Source organism: Sphaerisporangium fuscum, assembly GCF_018531465.1.
Lineage (GTDB): Bacteria > Actinomycetota > Actinomycetes > Streptosporangiales > Streptosporangiaceae > Sphaerisporangium > Sphaerisporangium fuscum.
Genome location: NZ_JAHDTF010000030.1, coordinates 1 through 16258 on the forward strand (window position 1 = coordinate 1; position 16258 = coordinate 16258).

14 protein-coding genes are annotated in these 16258 nt (G+C 71.0%); 8 read left to right on the forward strand and 6 right to left on the reverse strand.

Annotation, left to right across the window (positions count from 1 at the left end; genetic code table 11):
• The first annotated feature begins 177 nt into the window (after nt 1–177).
• Together KIK05_RS33480 and KIK05_RS33485 are read left to right on the forward strand one after the other, a co-directional pair.
• Nucleotides 178–576: a hypothetical protein gene (locus KIK05_RS33480; protein ID WP_214414857.1), complete on the forward strand. Its 399-nt coding sequence runs from the start codon at nt 178–180 to the stop codon at nt 574–576.
• A 115-nt stretch (nt 577–691) separates the two neighbouring features.
• The gene (locus tag KIK05_RS33485) at nt 692–1411 is read left to right on the forward strand and encodes a polysaccharide deacetylase family protein (protein ID WP_214414858.1); all 720 of its coding nucleotides are present in this window, start codon (nt 692–694) and stop codon (nt 1409–1411) included.
• 32 nt (nt 1412–1443) lie between these two features.
• On the opposite strand, the gene KIK05_RS33490 is transcribed toward KIK05_RS33485, so the two are convergent.
• Nucleotides 1444–1698, reverse strand: a complete 255-nt coding sequence (locus KIK05_RS33490; protein WP_214414859.1) for a hypothetical protein — start codon at nt 1696–1698, stop codon at nt 1444–1446.
• 373 nt (nt 1699–2071) lie between these two features.
• Between KIK05_RS33490 and KIK05_RS33495 the strand changes: the two genes are divergently transcribed.
• Complete coding sequence (locus KIK05_RS33495) at nt 2072–2302, forward strand: DUF397 domain-containing protein (RefSeq protein WP_214414860.1); 231 nt, start codon at nt 2072–2074, stop codon at nt 2300–2302.
• Nucleotides 2303–2327: 25 nt separating this feature from the next.
• Here the strand turns inward: KIK05_RS33495 and guaA are convergent, their stop codons facing one another.
• On the reverse strand, nt 2328–3878 hold the full coding sequence (gene guaA / locus KIK05_RS33500) for a glutamine-hydrolyzing GMP synthase (protein WP_214414861.1): 1551 nt from the start codon (nt 3876–3878) through the stop codon (nt 2328–2330).
• A gap of 130 nt (nt 3879–4008) precedes the next feature.
• Here guaA and KIK05_RS33505 point away from each other — a divergent pair, with 130 nt between their 5' ends.
• Nucleotides 4009–6198, forward strand: a complete 2190-nt coding sequence (locus KIK05_RS33505; protein ID WP_214414862.1) for a beta-propeller domain-containing protein — start codon at nt 4009–4011, stop codon at nt 6196–6198.
• Nucleotides 6199–6207: 9 nt separating this feature from the next.
• Here KIK05_RS33505 and glpD read toward each other — a convergent pair whose 3' ends face one another.
• Both glpD and KIK05_RS33515 read right to left on the reverse strand, forming a co-directional pair.
• Nucleotides 6208–7893: a glycerol-3-phosphate dehydrogenase gene (gene glpD, locus KIK05_RS33510; protein WP_250563907.1), complete on the reverse strand. Its 1686-nt coding sequence runs from the start codon at nt 7891–7893 to the stop codon at nt 6208–6210.
• A 207-nt stretch (nt 7894–8100) separates the two neighbouring features.
• The gene (locus tag KIK05_RS33515; protein WP_214414864.1) at nt 8101–8871 is read right to left on the reverse strand and encodes a DeoR/GlpR family DNA-binding transcription regulator; all 771 of its coding nucleotides are present in this window, start codon (nt 8869–8871) and stop codon (nt 8101–8103) included.
• 121 nt (nt 8872–8992) lie between these two features.
• Between KIK05_RS33515 and KIK05_RS33520 the strand changes: the two genes are divergently transcribed.
• The 4 genes from KIK05_RS33520 to KIK05_RS33535 all read left to right on the forward strand — a co-directional run bounded on the left by KIK05_RS33520 (nt 8993) and on the right by KIK05_RS33535 (nt 13029).
• Nucleotides 8993–9868 carry an SIS domain-containing protein gene (locus KIK05_RS33520; protein WP_214414865.1) on the forward strand — a complete coding sequence of 292 codons (876 nt, stop codon included), beginning with the start codon at nt 8993–8995 and terminating at the stop codon, nt 9866–9868.
• Nucleotides 9865–10998 (forward strand): N-acetylglucosamine-6-phosphate deacetylase, encoded by a 1134-nt coding sequence (gene nagA, locus KIK05_RS33525; RefSeq protein WP_214414866.1) that lies wholly within the window; start codon nt 9865–9867, stop codon nt 10996–10998. The genes KIK05_RS33520 and nagA overlap by 4 nt, the downstream gene beginning before the upstream one ends.
• Nucleotides 10999–11215: 217 nt before the next feature.
• Nucleotides 11216–12214, forward strand: coding sequence for a 1-phosphofructokinase family hexose kinase (locus KIK05_RS33530; RefSeq protein WP_308250211.1), 999 nt, complete (start codon nt 11216–11218; stop codon nt 12212–12214).
• On the forward strand, nt 12202–13029 hold the full coding sequence (locus KIK05_RS33535; RefSeq protein WP_214414868.1) for a class II fructose-bisphosphate aldolase: 828 nt from the start codon (nt 12202–12204) through the stop codon (nt 13027–13029). Before KIK05_RS33530 ends, KIK05_RS33535 begins: the two co-directional genes overlap by 13 nt.
• A 343-nt stretch (nt 13030–13372) precedes the next feature.
• On the opposite strand, the gene KIK05_RS33540 is transcribed toward KIK05_RS33535, so the two are convergent.
• Nucleotides 13373–14491: a GuaB3 family IMP dehydrogenase-related protein gene (locus KIK05_RS33540; protein WP_214414869.1), complete on the reverse strand. Its 1119-nt coding sequence runs from the start codon at nt 14489–14491 to the stop codon at nt 13373–13375.
• Nucleotides 14492–14626: 135 nt separating this feature from the next.
• Entirely contained in the window at nt 14627–16105 is a 1479-nt protein-coding gene (guaB, locus tag KIK05_RS33545; RefSeq protein ID WP_284681508.1) for an IMP dehydrogenase, read from the reverse strand.
• Between the last annotated feature and the right edge of the window lie 153 nt (nt 16106–16258).

Below are 16258 nucleotides of genomic sequence, written 5' to 3' on the forward strand. Positions count from 1 at the left end.
CAGTCATCGATCTTGACGTACAGTGCGGTGAGAAGGGTGTTGATGTCTGTCGTCACAAACGGATCATCGACACCCTTCGCTGTTCCCCGCAGTCCTCTTCACAGCGACTTAGGACTTACTCGTCTAGCGGGCCCGGCCCGGGCCGGCGCCACCCAGACGGTCGAATCCAGCGCCACGGTGTGCGCCTTCGACATCCCCGCCGGGAAGAGCTCGTGCCACACCTTCGCGTTCGTCGACGTCCTGGCGCCCGGGGACGCCAGGAACCACTCCCTCTTCCAGCTCTCCGAGCCGGCGAACCTCGACAATGGCTACGAGGCGCAGTACGTCCTCAGGATCGCCGTCGACACGACGGGCAAGGCCATCTTCCGGATCACGACGGCGCAGCTCGTCCAGTGGGTGGCCGCGATTCCCCACATCGTCGGCAAAGCGCCCGTACAGCCCATCGTGGACATCAGGCCGGTGGGCATACCCACCAACACCACTCTGACCGTGCCGGACGCCCACTCCGACCCCTCGCTGCCCCTCAGCGAGCGCAGCCGGGGCATCGGCACCTTCCGGGTCACCAGAACAGCGTGACGAGGCCGGGGCCCGCTCCACCGAGGCGGGCCCCTTCCCCATACCTGATTCGCCTTTCTCGCCAGGCAATGGACTGGTATAGGGTGGCGCGGCGATTTCGACAAGGAGGGGAACGATGCGGCGTTTGATCCCGGTCCTGGTGACGGCCGTACTGGGGCTGGCGACAGCGCCTCCGGCCACGGCGGACACGCGGCACGCCCCCAGCGGCACCACGGTCGACTGCGCGAAGGTCAAGTGCATCGCCCTGACCTTCGACGACGGCCCCGGCCGGTACACCGCGCAACTGCTCGACCTCCTGCGCCGGCACCACACGAAGGTCACGTTCTTCCTGGTCGGCCAGCGGGTCGCGAAGTCCGGCAAGATCGCGCGACGGATGGCCCGGGAGGGCCACCAGATCGGCGACCACACCTTCACCCATCCCCATCTCACGTCGCTGACCGACGACCAGATCCGCGACGAGCTGAGCCGCACCCAGGACGCCATCCACAGGGCCACCGGAAGGCGGCCCGACATCATGCGCCCGCCGTACGGCGACACCGACGACCGCGTGGGCGCCATCGCCACCGAACTCGGACTCTCGCAGATCCTGTGGAACGGCTCCGCCCGCGACTGGGAGCTGCGCGACACCAAGGCCATCACCCGCAAGGTCCTCGGCCTGGCCAAACGCGACCGCGTCATCCTCATGCACGACATCTGGCCGGAGACCGTCGCGGCCATGCCGAAGATCCTCACCACCCTGGAGAAGCAGGGCTACCACGTCGTCCCCGTGAAGTCCCTCCTCCGCGGCCGGCAACTGCTCCCCGGCGACACCTACCCGGTAGGCGGCTGGAACTGACCCTCCATACCGCCCCTCTGCGCCCGCCGGCGTCAGCCGAGGGGATGGCAGGTCGTGAGGTGCCAGTGGTGGAGGGACGGGTGGGTGAGGGTGGCGCTCACGGTGGCGCGGAGCTGGGCGCTGGTGCTCTCGTCGTCGGTGTCGACGCGGATGACGATCTGCTCTCCCGCCTGCCTCAGGTGCCTCGACCACCGACGCGGCAGGAGAGCCAGTATCCGGACCCCGTCGACCCGCGCGGAGTCCGGAGTGAGAGGGGAGGTGCGGCGCATCGTCAGTTCGGCGAACATTGTCATTCCTCTTTCCGCGCGGCCGGTGGTCTCAGTCCCAGGTGGTGCCGCGGGCGGCGGGGCCGAGGAGTTTCACTTCCACCAGGGCGGGGCGCAGGTTCCGCATTTGTTTTCCCTTTCTGTCCGACCCCCTTTCGGTGGCCGTTTTCCGGAGGTTCGTATTTGTTCTCGCACGAACAACTCTCCGGCATTCCAGGGTCCGGAACCAGGCGAACGGGCGGCAGCAAGCTGCACCCCGCTGACCGTTTGATGCCAGGAGGTGAAACACCGCACCTGGCGAAAGCCCATGGCGACCGACCGCGCCGTCACGTAGCCTTTCCGTAGCCGCCCCCGGCGGCGACCACCGCACCGTCCGGCGACCACGAGGGTGAGCATGAGCGAGGTAGGCGAGAAGGCCGAGCTGTACGCGATGGACATCTCGGATGTGACCTGGCTCAGCGCCCCGGGAAGCACCTCCGACGACCGCATCGAGATCGCCTATCTTCCCGGCGGCGCGGTCGCACTGCGCAACCCGTCCGACCCCAACGGCACGGTGCTGCGCTACACCGCCGCTGAGTGGCACGCCTTCGTCCTGGGCGTGCGCGACGGCGAGTTCGACGACTGACCTCCCCCTCAGGAGGAGGCGGGGGTCACTCCCACTCGATGGTGCCCGGCGGCTTGCTGGTGACGTCGAGGACCACGCGGTTGATCTCGCGGACCTCGTTGGTGATGCGCGTGGAGATGCGCGCCAGCACGTCGTACGGGACGCGGGACCAGTCGGCCGTCATGGCGTCCTCGCTGCTCACCGGCCGGAGCACGATCGGGTGGCCGTAGGTGCGGCCGTCACCCTGGACGCCCACCGAGCGCACGTCGGCGAGCAGCACCACCGGGCACTGCCAGATGTCGCGGTCGAGCCCGGCGCGCGACAGCTCCTCGCGGGCGATCGCGTCCGCCTCCCGCAGGATGGCGAGCCGCTCGGCGGTGACCTCGCCGACGATGCGGATGCCGAGTCCGGGGCCGGGGAACGGCTGGCGCCACACCATGGCGGGCGGCAGGCCGAGCTCCTCGCCGGCCCGGCGCACTTCGTCCTTGAACAGGGTGCGCAGCGGCTCGACCAGGGAGAACTTCAGGTCGTCGGGCAGCCCGCCGACGTTGTGGTGGGACTTGATGTTGGCCGTGCCCGTGCCGCCGCCCGACTCGACGACGTCGGGGTAGAGCGTGCCCTGGACGAGGAAGTCGACGGGGCCGTCGGCGAGGATGGCACGCTGCTCGTCCTCGAAGACCCGGATGAACTCGCGGCCGATGATCTTGCGCTTCTCCTCGGGGTCGGTGACCCCGGACAGCGCCTTCAGGAAGCGCTCGGCGGCGTCGACGACCCGCAGCTTCACGCCCGTGGCCGCCACGAAATCACGCTCGACCTGTTCGGCCTCGCCCTTGCGCAGCAGCCCGTGGTCGACGAACACGCAGGTCAGGCGGTCACCGATGGCGCGCTGGACGATGGCGGCCGCGACCGCGGAGTCGACTCCGCCGGACAGGCCGCAGATCGCGCGCCCCTCCGGGCCGACCTGCTCCCGCACGGCCTCGATGGCGTCCTCGACGATGTTGAGCATGGTCCACGACGGACGGCAGCCCGCCGCGTCGAGGAAGTGCTTCATGATCGTCTGGCCGTGCTCGGAGTGGAGCACCTCGGGGTGGAACTGCACCCCGTACAGCCCCTTCTCGCGCAGCTCCATCGCCGCGACGGGGGTGTCGGAGGTCCACGCGGTGACCTCGAAGCCCTCGGGGGCCGCGACGACGCTGTCGCCGTGGGACATCCACACCGACTGCGTGGCGGGCAGCCCGGCGAACAGCGCGCCCTCGCTCGCGACGGTCAGCGGCGTGCCGCCGTACTCGGCGATGCCGGTCTTGGCGACCTGGCCACCGAGCTCGCGGGCCATCACCTGGAAGCCGTAGCAGATGCCGAACGTGGGCACCCCGGTCTCGAACAGCCCCTCGGGCGCCGCCGGGGCGCCTTCGGCGTACACCGACGCGGGCCCGCCGGACAGGATGATCGCCTTCGGGTTCTTGGCGAGCATCTCCTCCACCGGCATCGTCGAGGGGACGATCTCGGAGTACACGTGGCACTCACGGACCCGGCGCGCGATCAGCTGCGCGTACTGCGCGCCGAAGTCGACGACAAGGACCGTGTCGAACTCAGACACCGAAAAGACCCCCCAAAAGACACCGCGGCCCTCATAGTCTATCGACGGTCGCCGCTGCCCCGACGCCGGTGGGACTTCGGACCGCCGAAGGGTTCCTGAACCTCTCCCCGCCCGGATTCGTCGTAGGGGCATGAGGACTTCGATCGGTACGGCCGCGGCCGTCGCGCTCGCCCTGGGGCTCGTGGCGTCGGCGTGTACCAGCGGCGGGAGCGCCGGCCCGTCCAAGGCCGGCGAACCCGTCCGGCTGGACAACATAAAGCTCGTCGCCTACACCGGCTGCGACGACATGCTGACGGACCTGCGCAGGGCGACGGCGGAGAACGTCGGCCCGTACGGGCTCGGGGGGAACGTCGTCTTCGACGCCGTCGGCAGGCTGCCCGCCGAGGCGCGGGCGAAGGCCGACTCGACGGCCACCGCGACCTTCGAGCCGTCCTACTCCACCACGAACGTGCAGGAGGCGGGCGTCGACGAGCCCGACCTCGTCAAGACCGACGGCAAGCGGCTCATCACCTACGCCCGCGGCATGCTGCGCGTGGTCGACACGGCGTCGAAGAAGGTGACGGGCACCCTGCGGCTGGTCCCCGCCGAGCAGGGGTACGTCCCCGCGGACCTGCTGATCCACGGCGACCGCGCTCTGGTGATCTTCTCGGACGGCGGCATGATCCCGTTCGGCGCGATCGCCAAGCGGCGGCCGTCGCCGGGCCCGAAGTACGTGCTCGTCGACCTGAAGGACCTGAAGATCCTCGGGGCCATCACGCCGAACGGTTCGCACGTGGACGCCCGGATGACCGGTTCGACGGTGCGCATCGTGGTGCGGTCGCAGCCGACGATCGACTTCCCCGCGGCCGGTCCGGAGCAGCAGCAGGAGGACAAGCTCACCGAGCGCAACCGCAAGACCGTGCTGTCGGCGCCGATCGACGCCTGGCTGCCGACCTACCAGGTGGCGGGGCCGGACGGGGCGGAGCGCACCGAGAAGGTGAAGTGCGAGCAGGTCAGCCACCCCGACAAGTACAGCGGCACCTCGATGCTGACGGTCCACACGATCGACCTCGAAGCGGGGCTCGACGGTGACGACCCGATCGCCGTGGCGGCCGACGGCGACACCGTGTACGGCACCCCGACCAGCCTGTACGTCACCAGCAACCCGCACTGGTGGTCCTACCGTGCGATCGACGTGCGGCCGCTGGACGACACCGTCGGGCCGGGAGAGGCGGAGGCCTCCCCGTCCGCCACCCCCTCCGCTACCGCCGTGGCGCCGAAGGACCCACCGAGCTCGTCCCCGGCGGAGAAGGTCGAGCCGAGCGACGAGCCGACGACGCAGTCACCGCCCGCGGACCCGTCGGCGACCCCGTCCTCCAGCCCGTCGGCGACCCCGTCCTCCGACGGCAGCGTGACCCCCGTGCCGCCCAGCACCACTGAGAGCACGCCGAGCGTCGACAAGGCTCCGCCGGAGGAGACCGAGGTGCACCGGTTCGACATCACCGGCGGCGGGGCGCCGAAGTACGTGGCCTCCGGCCTGGTCCCGGGACGGCTGCTGAACCAGTACTCCCTGTCGGAGTACGACGGGAACCTGCGGATCGCCACCACCTCCTCCGGCAGCGGCGAGATGATCACCTCGCAGAACAGCTCCAGCGCCGTGTACGTGCTGAACTCCGCCACGCTGGCCAAGGTCGGCGAGGTCACCGGGCTGGGCAAGGGCGAGCGGATCTACTCGGTGCGCTTCATCGGCCCGGTCGGGTACGTCGTGACCTTCAAGCAGGTGGACCCGCTGTACACCCTCGACCTGCGCGACCCCGCCCAGCCCAAGGTGACCGGCGAACTGAAGATCACCGGGTACTCCGCCTACCTGCACCCGGCGGGGGACGGCCGGCTGATCGGCATCGGCCAGGAGGCGAGCGCGAAGGGCAGGACCCTCGGCACCCAGCTCTCGCTGTTCGACGTCCGCGACCCCGCCAAGCCGGCCCTGCTCGCGCGGTTCCACCAGAAGGACAGCGGGTCGGAGGCCGAGTGGGACCCGCACGCCTTCCTGTACTGGCCCGAGTCCGGCCTGGCCGTCGTCCCGGTGAACAGCTGGGGCCCCCGCCCGGACGACTCCCGGTCGGCGGCCATGGTGCTGAAGATCGGTGACGGCGCCATCACGAAGACCGGGCTGATCAGCCACCCGAAGACGTCCACCAAGAACGACCTCATGCCGTCCGACCCGTCCATCCGGCGGTGCGTGGTGATCGGCGGCACCCTGTGGACGGTCTCGTACAACGGGATCAAGGCCAGCGACGCGGGGACCCTCGCCGACCAGGCGTGGATCCCCTTCGCCTCCTGAGCCTGGGTCTCAGACCGTCTTGCCCTCCGGCTCGGCCACCGGGACGATCTCGGGTGCGCCGAGCCGGATGGCGTCGGCCTCCTGGTCGGTGTCCTGCTCCTGGGACGCCCGCTCGGCCTCCACCCGCTTGGTGTAGTACTCCACCTCGCGCTTGACCTGCTCGGCGTCCCACCCGAGCGGCCCCGCCATCAGCTCGGCGGCCTCCTGGGCGACGGCCGTGCCACGGTGGAAGGTCTCGATCGAGATGCGGGTGCGCCGGGTGAGGGTGTCGTTGAGGTGGCGGGCGCCCTCGTGCGTGGCCGCGTACACGATCTCGGCTCGCAGGTAGTCGTCCGCGCCGGCCAGCGGGCGCCCCAGCGAGGGGTCCTGCTCGATCAGCGCCAGCACCTCGTCGATCAGCGATCCGTACCGCTGCAGCAGGTGCTCGATGCGGGCCACGTGCAGGCCGGAGGATCGGGCGAGGCGGTGCCGGGCGTTCCACAGCGCCTGGTACCCCTCCGCGCCCATCAGCGGGATCTTGTCGGTGCAGGACACGGGGACCCGCTGGTCGAGGCCGTGCGCCACCGCGTCCACGGCGTCCTTCGCCATGACGCGGTACGTCGTGTACTTCCCGCCCGCGATCATCACCAGGCCGGGCACGGGGTGGGTGACGACGTGCTCCCGGGAGAGCTTGGAGGTCTCCTCCGACTCCCCGGCGAGCAGCGGGCGCAGGCCCGCGTACACGCCCTCGACGTCGTCGCGGGTCAGCGGCACCGACAGGACCGCGTTGACGTGGTCGAGCACGTAGTCGATGTCCTGCCGCGACGCGGCCGGGTGGGCCTTGTCGAGCGACCACTGGGTGTCGGTCGTGCCGATGATCCAGTGCCGACCCCAGGGGATCACGAAGAGCACCGACTTCTCGGTGCGGAGGATGATCCCGGTGAGCGAGTGGATCCGGTCCCGGGGGACGACCAGGTGGATGCCCTTGGAGGCGCGCACGTGGATCTGGCCGCGCCCGCCCACCATCTCCTGGATCTCGTCGGTCCACACGCCCGTCGCGTTCACCACCTGCCGCGCCCGCACGTCGAACTCGGCACCGGTCTCCAGGTCGCGCACCCGCACCCCGGTCACGCGCTCCCCTTCGCGCAGGAAGCCGACGACCTTCGTCCGCGAGGCGACCAGGGCGCCGTACGACGCGGCGGTGCGCAGCATGGTGGTGACGTACCGCGCGTCGTCCACCTGGGCGTCCCAGTACTGCACTGCGCCGGTGAGCGCCGACTTGCGCAGCGCCGGGGCGAGCCGCAGGGCGCGCCGCCGCGACAGGTGGCGGTGGCCGGGCATCCCCCGGGTCAGGCCGGTGGAGTAGCCGAGCGTGTCGTACAGGGTCAGTCCCGCGCCGACGTAGGTCCGCTCCCACAGGTGGTGGGTGAGCGGGAACAGGAACGGCACCGGGCGGACCAGGTGCGGGGCGATCCGCTGCAGCAGCAGCGCCCGCTCCTGCAGGGCCTCGCGTACGAGATCGAAGTTGAGCTGTTCCAGGTAGCGGAGGCCGCCGTGGATCAGCTTGGAGGACCTGGAGGAGGTGCCGGAGGCGAAGTCGCGCGCCTCGACGAGCCCCACCGACAGGCCTCGGGTGACGGCGTCCAGCGCGACGCCGGAACCGACCACCCCGCCGCCGACCACGATCACGTCCAGCTCGGCGTCGGGCTCGGCCATGCGGGCCAGCGCCGCCGATCTCTCCTCGGGTCCCAGCCGCGCCGAGTGTGTTCCGCCGGGCGTCCTGCCGGTCGTGGCCGGCGTCGCGCCGCCGGCTGTCTCCGCTGCCATTGCGATCCCCCTGGGGTACGGCTTGTCGCGTTGTGTCCTGTACCTACCCGGCGGTAGGTACGGCATGCCGTACCAGGGATGACGCTCCTCACACTGTCAGACCCGCGTGACCTCCACCCCCACCTCGGCGAAGGCGGCCGCCGCCGCGTCCGGGAGGCTCGCGTCGGTGATCAGCGTGTCGATCTCGCCGATGCCGCAGATCTTCGCGAAGGCCCGGCGTCCCACCTTCGAGGCGTCGGCGACAGCGACGACGCGGGAGGCGCGCCGGATCAGCTGGTTGTTCACGCTCGCCTCCCCCTCGTGGTGGGCGGAGGCGCCCGCTACGGCGTCGATGGCGTCGACCCCGAGGAAGGCGATGTCGAGGGTGACCTGCTCCAGCACCCCGGACGACAGCGGGCCGATCAGCTCGTACGACTGCGGCCTCGCCACCCCGCCGGTCACCACCAGCTTGACGTTCTGCCGCACGGTGAGCTCGGCGGCGATGTTCAGCGCGTTGGTGACGACGGTGAGCTGCGCCCCCGGATGCGCGCGCAGCGCGAGGGTCCTCGCGACCTCCGAGGTGGTCGTGCCGCCGTTCATGCCGACCACCGCGCCCGGCGGGACCAGATCGGCGGCGGCCTCCGCGATCCGTTGCTTCTCCCCGGCGTGCCTCGCGGTCTTGTAGCGCAGGGGCAGGTCGTAGCTCACGCTCTGCGCGACGGCGCCGCCCCGCGTGCGCATGAGCATCTGCTGCTGCGAGAGCTCGTCGAAGTCACGCCTGATCGTCGCCGTCGACACCTGCAGGGTGTCGGCGGCCTCCTCGACCGTCAGGCGTCCATGCTGAGCCAGCAGCTCGAGCAGGGCGTTCCACCGTTCATACCGGCTCATGCTCACAAAGCGTGGCACAAGAACAGCGCTTTCACACACCTTGCGCGCACACGGGGTGATGCGCAATCGTGCTCATTACTGCTATAAAAAATGCAGAACAACGCAAACAGGAGGGCCGGCCGTGACCACGCACACCGAGACCGAGATCGCCTCACAGCCCGACTGCTGGCGCAGGGCCGTCCGGCTCGCCGGCAGCGAGGCCCTTCCCCGGCCGGGCGAGCGCGTCGCCGTCGTCGGCTGCGGCACCTCCTGGTTCATCGCCCAGGCGTACGCCATCCTGCGCGAACGCGCCGGGCAGGGCGAGACCGACGCCTTCGCCGCCTCCGAGGCCCCCCTCGGACGGACGTACGACCGGGTGCTGGCGCTGACGCGGTCCGGCACCACCACCGAGGTGCTCGATCTGCTGCGTTCACTTGGCGGCACCAGGACCACGGCCATCACCGCCGACCCGAACACACCGGTCATGACTCTCGCCGACGAGGTCGTCGTGCTCGACTTCGCCGACGAGAAGTCGGTCGTCCAGACGCGCTTCGCCACCGCCCAGCTCGCGCTGCTGCGCGCCCACCTCGGCGAGGACCTCACCAAGGCCGTCGCCGACGCCGAAGCGGCGGTCACCGAACCCGTTCCCGGCGAGATGATCGAGGCCGAGCAGTTCACCTTCCTCGGCCGGGGCTGGACCTACGGGCTCGCCCAGGAGGCCGCCCTCAAGATGCGGGAGGCCTCGCGCTCCTGGACCGAGGCGTACCCGGCGATGGAGTACCGCCACGGCCCGATCAGCATCGCCGGGCCCGGCCGGATCACCTGGATGCTCGGCACCGCCCCCGAGGGCCTCGCCGACGAGGTGACCAGGACCGGCGGCGCCTTCGTGACCTCCGACGCCGACCCGCTGGCGGAGCTCGTACGGGTCCAGCGGGTCGCGGTCGCCCGGGCGCAGGCCCGCGGACTCGACCCCGACGAGCCGCTCCACCTGACCCGATCTGTGATCCTGTCCTCATGAGCATCACACTCGCCGACGCGCGCATCGTCACTCCTGCCGGCGTGCACGAGGGCTGGATCACCGTCGAGGACGGCCGCTTCACCCACATCGGCCAGGGCCAGGCCCCCCGCGACGGGCACAGCCTCGCCGGGCGCTACGTCGTCCCGGGCTTCGTCGACATGCACACCCACGGCGGCGCGGGAGGGTCGTTCCCCTCCGGCGACCAGGAGGAGGCGCGGCGCGTCGCCGCCTTCCACGCCGAGCACGGCACCACGACGATCGTCGCGAGCCTCGTCACCGCGGCCCCCGCCGATCTGGCACGGGCCACCGCCGCGCTGGCCGAACTGTGCGACGACGGGCTGCTCGCCGGCGTCCACTTCGAGGGCCCGTACATCGCGCGGGCGCGGTGCGGCGCGCACAACCCCTCGCTGCTGCGCGCCCCTTCCCCCGGCGAGTTCGCCGGCCTGCTGAAGGCCGGCCGGGGACACGTCCGGATGCTCACCATCGCCCCCGAACTGCCCGGCGGCCTCGACACCGTCCGCGCGGCGGTGTCCGAGGGCGTCATCGCGGCCCTCGGGCACAGCGACGCCACCTACGACCAGGCCCGCGAGGCCATCGAGGCGGGCTGCACCGTCGCCACCCACCTGTACAACGCGCTGCCGTCGCTGCACCACCGTGAGCCCGGGCCGATCGCGGCGCTGCTGGAGGACGAGCGGGTGACGATCGAGCTCATCAACGACGGGGTCCACGTGCACCCGGCGATGCTGCGGCTGGCGAGCGCGGTGGCCGGCGCCAACCGCACGGCGTTGATCACCGACGCCATGGCGGCCGCCGGCATCGGCGACGGGACCTACCGCCTCGGGTCCCTCGAGGTCGAGGTGGCGGACGGCGTCGCCCGGCTGGTCGAGGGCGGCTCCATCGCCGGCAGCACCCTCACGATGGACGTCGCCTTCCGGCGCAGCGTCCAGGAGGTCGGCGTCTCCATCGTCGAAGCCGCCGAGATGGCCTCCCTCACCCCCGCCCGCGTCCTCGGCCTGTCCGACGACATCGGCTCGATCACCGTCGGCAAGCACGCCGACCTCGTCGTCCTCGACGACGCCCTCACCGTCCAGGGCGTCATGAGACAAGGCACCTGGATCACCACCCCATGACCCCCACCCCCCTCCCCCCTCACCACCACCCCCTTCACCGAACCAAGCCCAACCCCCCCGACCACCCCACCACCACCTCTCCTCACCCACGACGGACACCCCACCTTCGGCGCCGACACGATGGGACACAGGCCGGCGACAGCGGCGCCGCTCACGGCGCGGAACCGGTGCGCGCTTCGTCCCCGCCGCACCTCTGGGGGGCGATGTGATCGTCACGGTGACGTTGAACGCGGCGCTCGATGTGACGTACGCGGTCGACGGGGTGGACTGGAACGGGGTGAACCGGGTTCACGCGGTGCACCGCCGGGCGGGCGGCAAGGGCGTGAACGTCGCCAGGGTGCTCGCCGCGCTCGGGCACGAGGTCGTGGTGGCGGGGCTGGCCGGAGGTGCCACCGGGACGGCGATCGAGGCGGACCTCGCTGTCGCCGGCCTGCCTTCAGCGCTCACCCCCATAGCCGCCGACTCCCGCTCGACGCTCGTGATCACCGGCCGCCGCACAGCCGCCGGTCAGGACCCCGGTGGCGATTCCAAAGCCGTGCCCCTCGGCGCCGGACAGGCCCCCTTCACCGCGCTCTTCAACGAACCCGGTCCTGAGGTCACCCTCACCGACCTCGACCGATTCATCACGACATTTCATGAACTGATCGCTGGCGCGGACGCCGTCGTCCTGTCCGGCAGCCTCCCGCGCGGCGTGCCCACCGATTTCTACGCGACCCTCGCCGCACACGCCCGCGAGCGCGGCGTGCCCGCCATCGTGGACGCCGACGGAGAGCCCCTCAGGCTCGCACCTCCCGGACGGCCCTCGATCATCAAGCCGAACGCCGAGGAACTCGCCCGCGCCCTGGCCACCGCCCCCCTCTCCCGACAGCCCGGCGCGAAGCCGGACACTCTCGCCGGGGCCGAGGTGCTTCGACGGGCGGGGGCGGAATCCGTGGTCGTGTCGATGGGAGCCGAGGGGCTCGTAGCGGTCACACCGGACGGATCATGGCGCGCCCGCATGCCGTATGCCGTGCACGGGAATCCGACCGGCGCCGGAGACGCCCTGGTCGCGGGGCTGGCGCTGGGACTCGCCGGCGAGACGCCCTGGCCGGACCGCCTGCGGACGGCGGCGGCCCTCGGCGCGGCCGCCGTGGCCACCCCGGTGGCCGGAGAGATCGACTTCGAGGTCTACCGAAACATCCACCCCCAGATCGGAGTCGAAGCATGCCCTTGGTGACCACTGGTGACATCGTCCGTGCAGCCCGCTGGGGTGTGGGCGCCTTCAACGTGATCCAGTTGGAGCACGCCGAGGCGATCGTCACCGGAGCGGAGGCGGCGCAGAGTCCCGTGGTGCTGCAGATCAGCGAGAACTGTGTCCGCTACCACGGGGCACTGAAGCCCCTGGCCCTGGCCTGCCTCGCCGTCGCCGAGGCGTCCGAGGTGCCCGTGGCCGTCCATCTCGACCACGCGACCGACCGCGCCCTGGTCGAGGAGGCGGTCGGGCTCGGGATCGGGTCGGTGATGTACGACGCGTCCGCCCTGCCGGACGCCGAGAACGTGACGGCGACGGCCGAGATCACGGCGTGGTGCCACGAGCGCGGCGCCTGGGTGGAGGCGGAGCTGGGCGAGATCGGCGGCAAGGACGGCGTGCACGCGCCCGGGGTGCGGACCAAACCGCAGGAGGCGGTCTCCTACGTCGCCGCGACCGGGGTCGACGCCCTGGCGGTCGCGGTCGGCAGCTCCCACGCGATGACGACCAAGGACGCCGTGCTCGACCTCGAGCTCATCGCCGAACTACGTGACGCCGTACCGGTTCCCCTGGTGTTGCACGGCTCCTCGGGCGTCCCCGACGACACTCTGCGCGCCGCCGTACGTCACGGCATGAAGAAGATCAACATCGCGACCCACCTGAACAACGCCTTCACCGGCGCCGTCCGGGCTCACCTGTCCGCCAACCCCAAGGCGGTCGACTCGCGGAAGTACTTCAAAGACGGCCGCGACGCCGTAGCCCGAGAAGTCACCCACCTCCTCGACCTCCTCACCACCCCCTGACCGCCCAGAGGAACCCCGAACCACCCACCGGCTTACCGATCCATCCGAACGATCGGAACCACCACCGGTCTACCGACCACGCGGATGATCCTTAACCGCCCGGTCCTCGGACCACGGTCCACTCAGGGGGCCCCGAACCACCCCCCCGGTCCCAGCGGCCACGGACCACTCGGAGGGCCCCCTCCGGTCCCAGCGGCCACGGGCCCGGTCCACGTCGAAGGGGCCCGGAACCCGTCCCACCGGTCCACCGGTCGTTCCGAGCGACCGCGGGCGGCGAGCCGTTACGGCTCGCCGCCCGCGGGTCGCTTCGGTCAGTCACCGCTTTGGCGCGATGCTTCGTCGGTCAGTGGACGTGGGGGGCGACGACGACCTCGACGCGCTGGAATTCCTTGAGGTCGGAGTAGCCGGCGGTGGCCATGGTGCGGCGGAGGGCGCCCATGAGGTTCATGGAGCCGTCTGCCACGGTGGAAGGGCCGTGGAGGATCTGCTCCAGGGTGCCGATGGTGCCGACCTCGACGCGCTCGCCGCGCGGAAGGTCGCCGTGGTGGGCCTCCGAACCCCAGTGGTGCCCGCGCCCGGGGGCCTCGGCGGCCCTGGCCAGCGGGGAGCCCACCATGACGGCGTCGGAGCCGCACGCGATGGCCTTGGCGATGTCGCCGGAGCTGGTCATGCCACCGTCGGCGATCACGTGGACGTAGCGGCCGCCGGACTCGTCGAGGTAGTCGCGGCGGGCCGCGGCGACGTCGCCGATGGCGGTGGCCATGGGCACCGCGACACCGAGAACGGTGCGGGTGGTGTGGCCGGAGCCGCCTCCGAAGCCCACCAGGACGCCCGCGGCACCGGTGCGCATGAGGTGGAGGGCCGCGGTGTAGGTGGCGCAGCCGCCGACGATGACGGGCACGTCGAGCTCGTAGATGAACTGCTTGAGGTTGAGCGGCTCGGCCCGGCCGGAGACGTGCTCGGCGGAGACGGTGGTGCCGCGGATGACGAAGATGTCGACCCCGGCGTCGATCACGGCCTTGTAGTGCTGGGCGGTGCGCTGCGGGGAGAGCCGGGCCGCGGTGGTGACCCCGGCCGACCTGACCTCCTCGATGCGGCGCCCGATGAGCTCGTCGCTGATGGGGGCGGAGTAGATCTCCTGCAGGCGCTTGGTGGCGGCCTCGCCGCGGAGCTCGGCGACCTCGGACAGCAGCGGGGCGGGGTCTTCGTAGCGGGTCCAGAGACCTTCGAGGTCGAGCACGGCGAGACCGCCGAGCCGCCCGATCTCGATCGCGGTCTTCGGGGACACCACGCTGTCCATGGGGCTGACCACGACGGGCAACTCGAAGCGGTAGGCGTCGATCTGCCAGGCGATGGAGACCTCTTCCGGGTCACGGGTGCGCCGCGACGGGACGATGCCGATCTCGTCGAGGGCGTAACCCCGGCGCCCGCTCTTACCGCGCCCGATTTCTACCTGCGTCATGCTGTCGTCGTTCCCGTCGTTCGGAGGAGCCGCTGTGCTCGTACGTCTCTACGCTCGCGCGTCGTTCTACCCTCGCCTGTCCGCCGCATCCGCGAACCGCGCGGCCGCCTGCGTGGCGGCCGCCCGGCCCGCGACTCAACGGCGGTGGTAGTTGGGGGCCTCGACCGTCATCTGGATGTCGTGAGGGTGGCTCTCCTTGAGACCGGCCGCGGTGATCGGCATCAGCATGCCGTTCTCATGGAGCTCGTCGATGGTGCGGGACCCGGTGTACCACATGCCCTGGCGCAGGCCGCCGACGAGCTGGTGGGCCACGGCGGCGACGGGACCGCGGTAGGGCACCTGGCCCTCGATGCCCTCGGGGATGAACTTGTCCTCGCTGGTGACGCCCTCCTGGGAGTAGCGGTCCTTGCTGAAGGAACCGCCGCGCTCCCGGTTGCGCACCGCGCCGAGCGAGCCCATGCCGCGGTAGGACTTGAACTGCTTGCCGTTGATGAAGATCAGCTCACCCGGCGACTCCTCGCACCCGGCGAGCAGCGAGCCCAGCATGACGGTGTTGGCGCCGGCGGTCAGGGCCTTGACGATGTCTCCGGAGTACTGCAGGCCGCCGTCGCCGATGACCGGGACGCCCGCCGGGGCGCAGGCCAGGGACGCCTCGTAGATGGCCGTGACCTGCGGGGCGCCCACGCCGGCCACGACACGGGTGGTGCAGATCGAGCCGGGGCCCACCCCGACCTTGACGGCGTCGGCGCCGGCGTCGATGAGCGCCTGGGCGCCGACGCGGGTGGCGACGTTGCCGCCGATGACGTCGACGCGGCCGTTCGCCTTGATCTTGGCCACCATGTCGCACACGCCACGCGAGTGGCCGTGGGCGGTGTCGACGATGATGACGTCGACGCCGGCCTCGATCAGGGCCATCGCGCGCTGCTCGGCGTCGCCCGCGACGCCGACCGCGGCGCCGACGACCAGGCGGCCGTCGGCGTCCTTGGTGGCGAGGGGGTACTGCTCGCTCTTGGTGAAGTCTTTGACGGTGATGAGCCCGCGCAGCCGGCCGTCAGGGTCGACCAGGGGGAGCTTCTCGACCTTGTTCTGCCGCAGCAGCCGGAAGGCCTCGTCGCGGGACACCCCGACGGGGGCGGTGACCAGCGGCATCTTGGTCATGACCTCGCGGACCGGACGGCTGTGGTCGGTCTCGAAGCGCATGTCACGGTTGGTGACGATGCCGACGAGCACCCCGGTCGCGTCAGTGACGGGGACTCCTGAGATGCGGTAACGCCCGCACAGGGCCTCGACGTCGGCGAGCGTGTCGTCGGGCGAACAGGTCACGGGGTTGGTGACCATGCCGGCCTCGGAGCGCTTCACGAGGTCGGCCTGCTGGGCCTGGTCGTCGATGGAGAGGTTTCGGTGCAGGATGCCGATGCCGCCCTGGCGGGCCATCGCCACCGCCATGCGGGCCTCGGTGACGGTGTCCATCGCGGCGGACACCAGCGGGATCCGCAAAGTGATCGAACGCGACAGACGGGTCGTGGTGTCGGCGTCACCCGGTTGCAGGTCGGAATAAGCGGGAACCAAGAGCACGTCGTCGAACGTGAGCCCCGGTTCGGTGAACTTTGCCATCTGCAACCCTCCTGCCATGGCGCTCTCAAGACGGGGAAAGGCGCCGACCCCCTGCGAGCAAGTTTAGTGGTCCCTCATCCCCCGCCCCGGCAGGCCTGTGGACAACCGCCGGCGGCACGGTGAGCTGTGGAGAACCTCCCGGCGGGCCTCCTG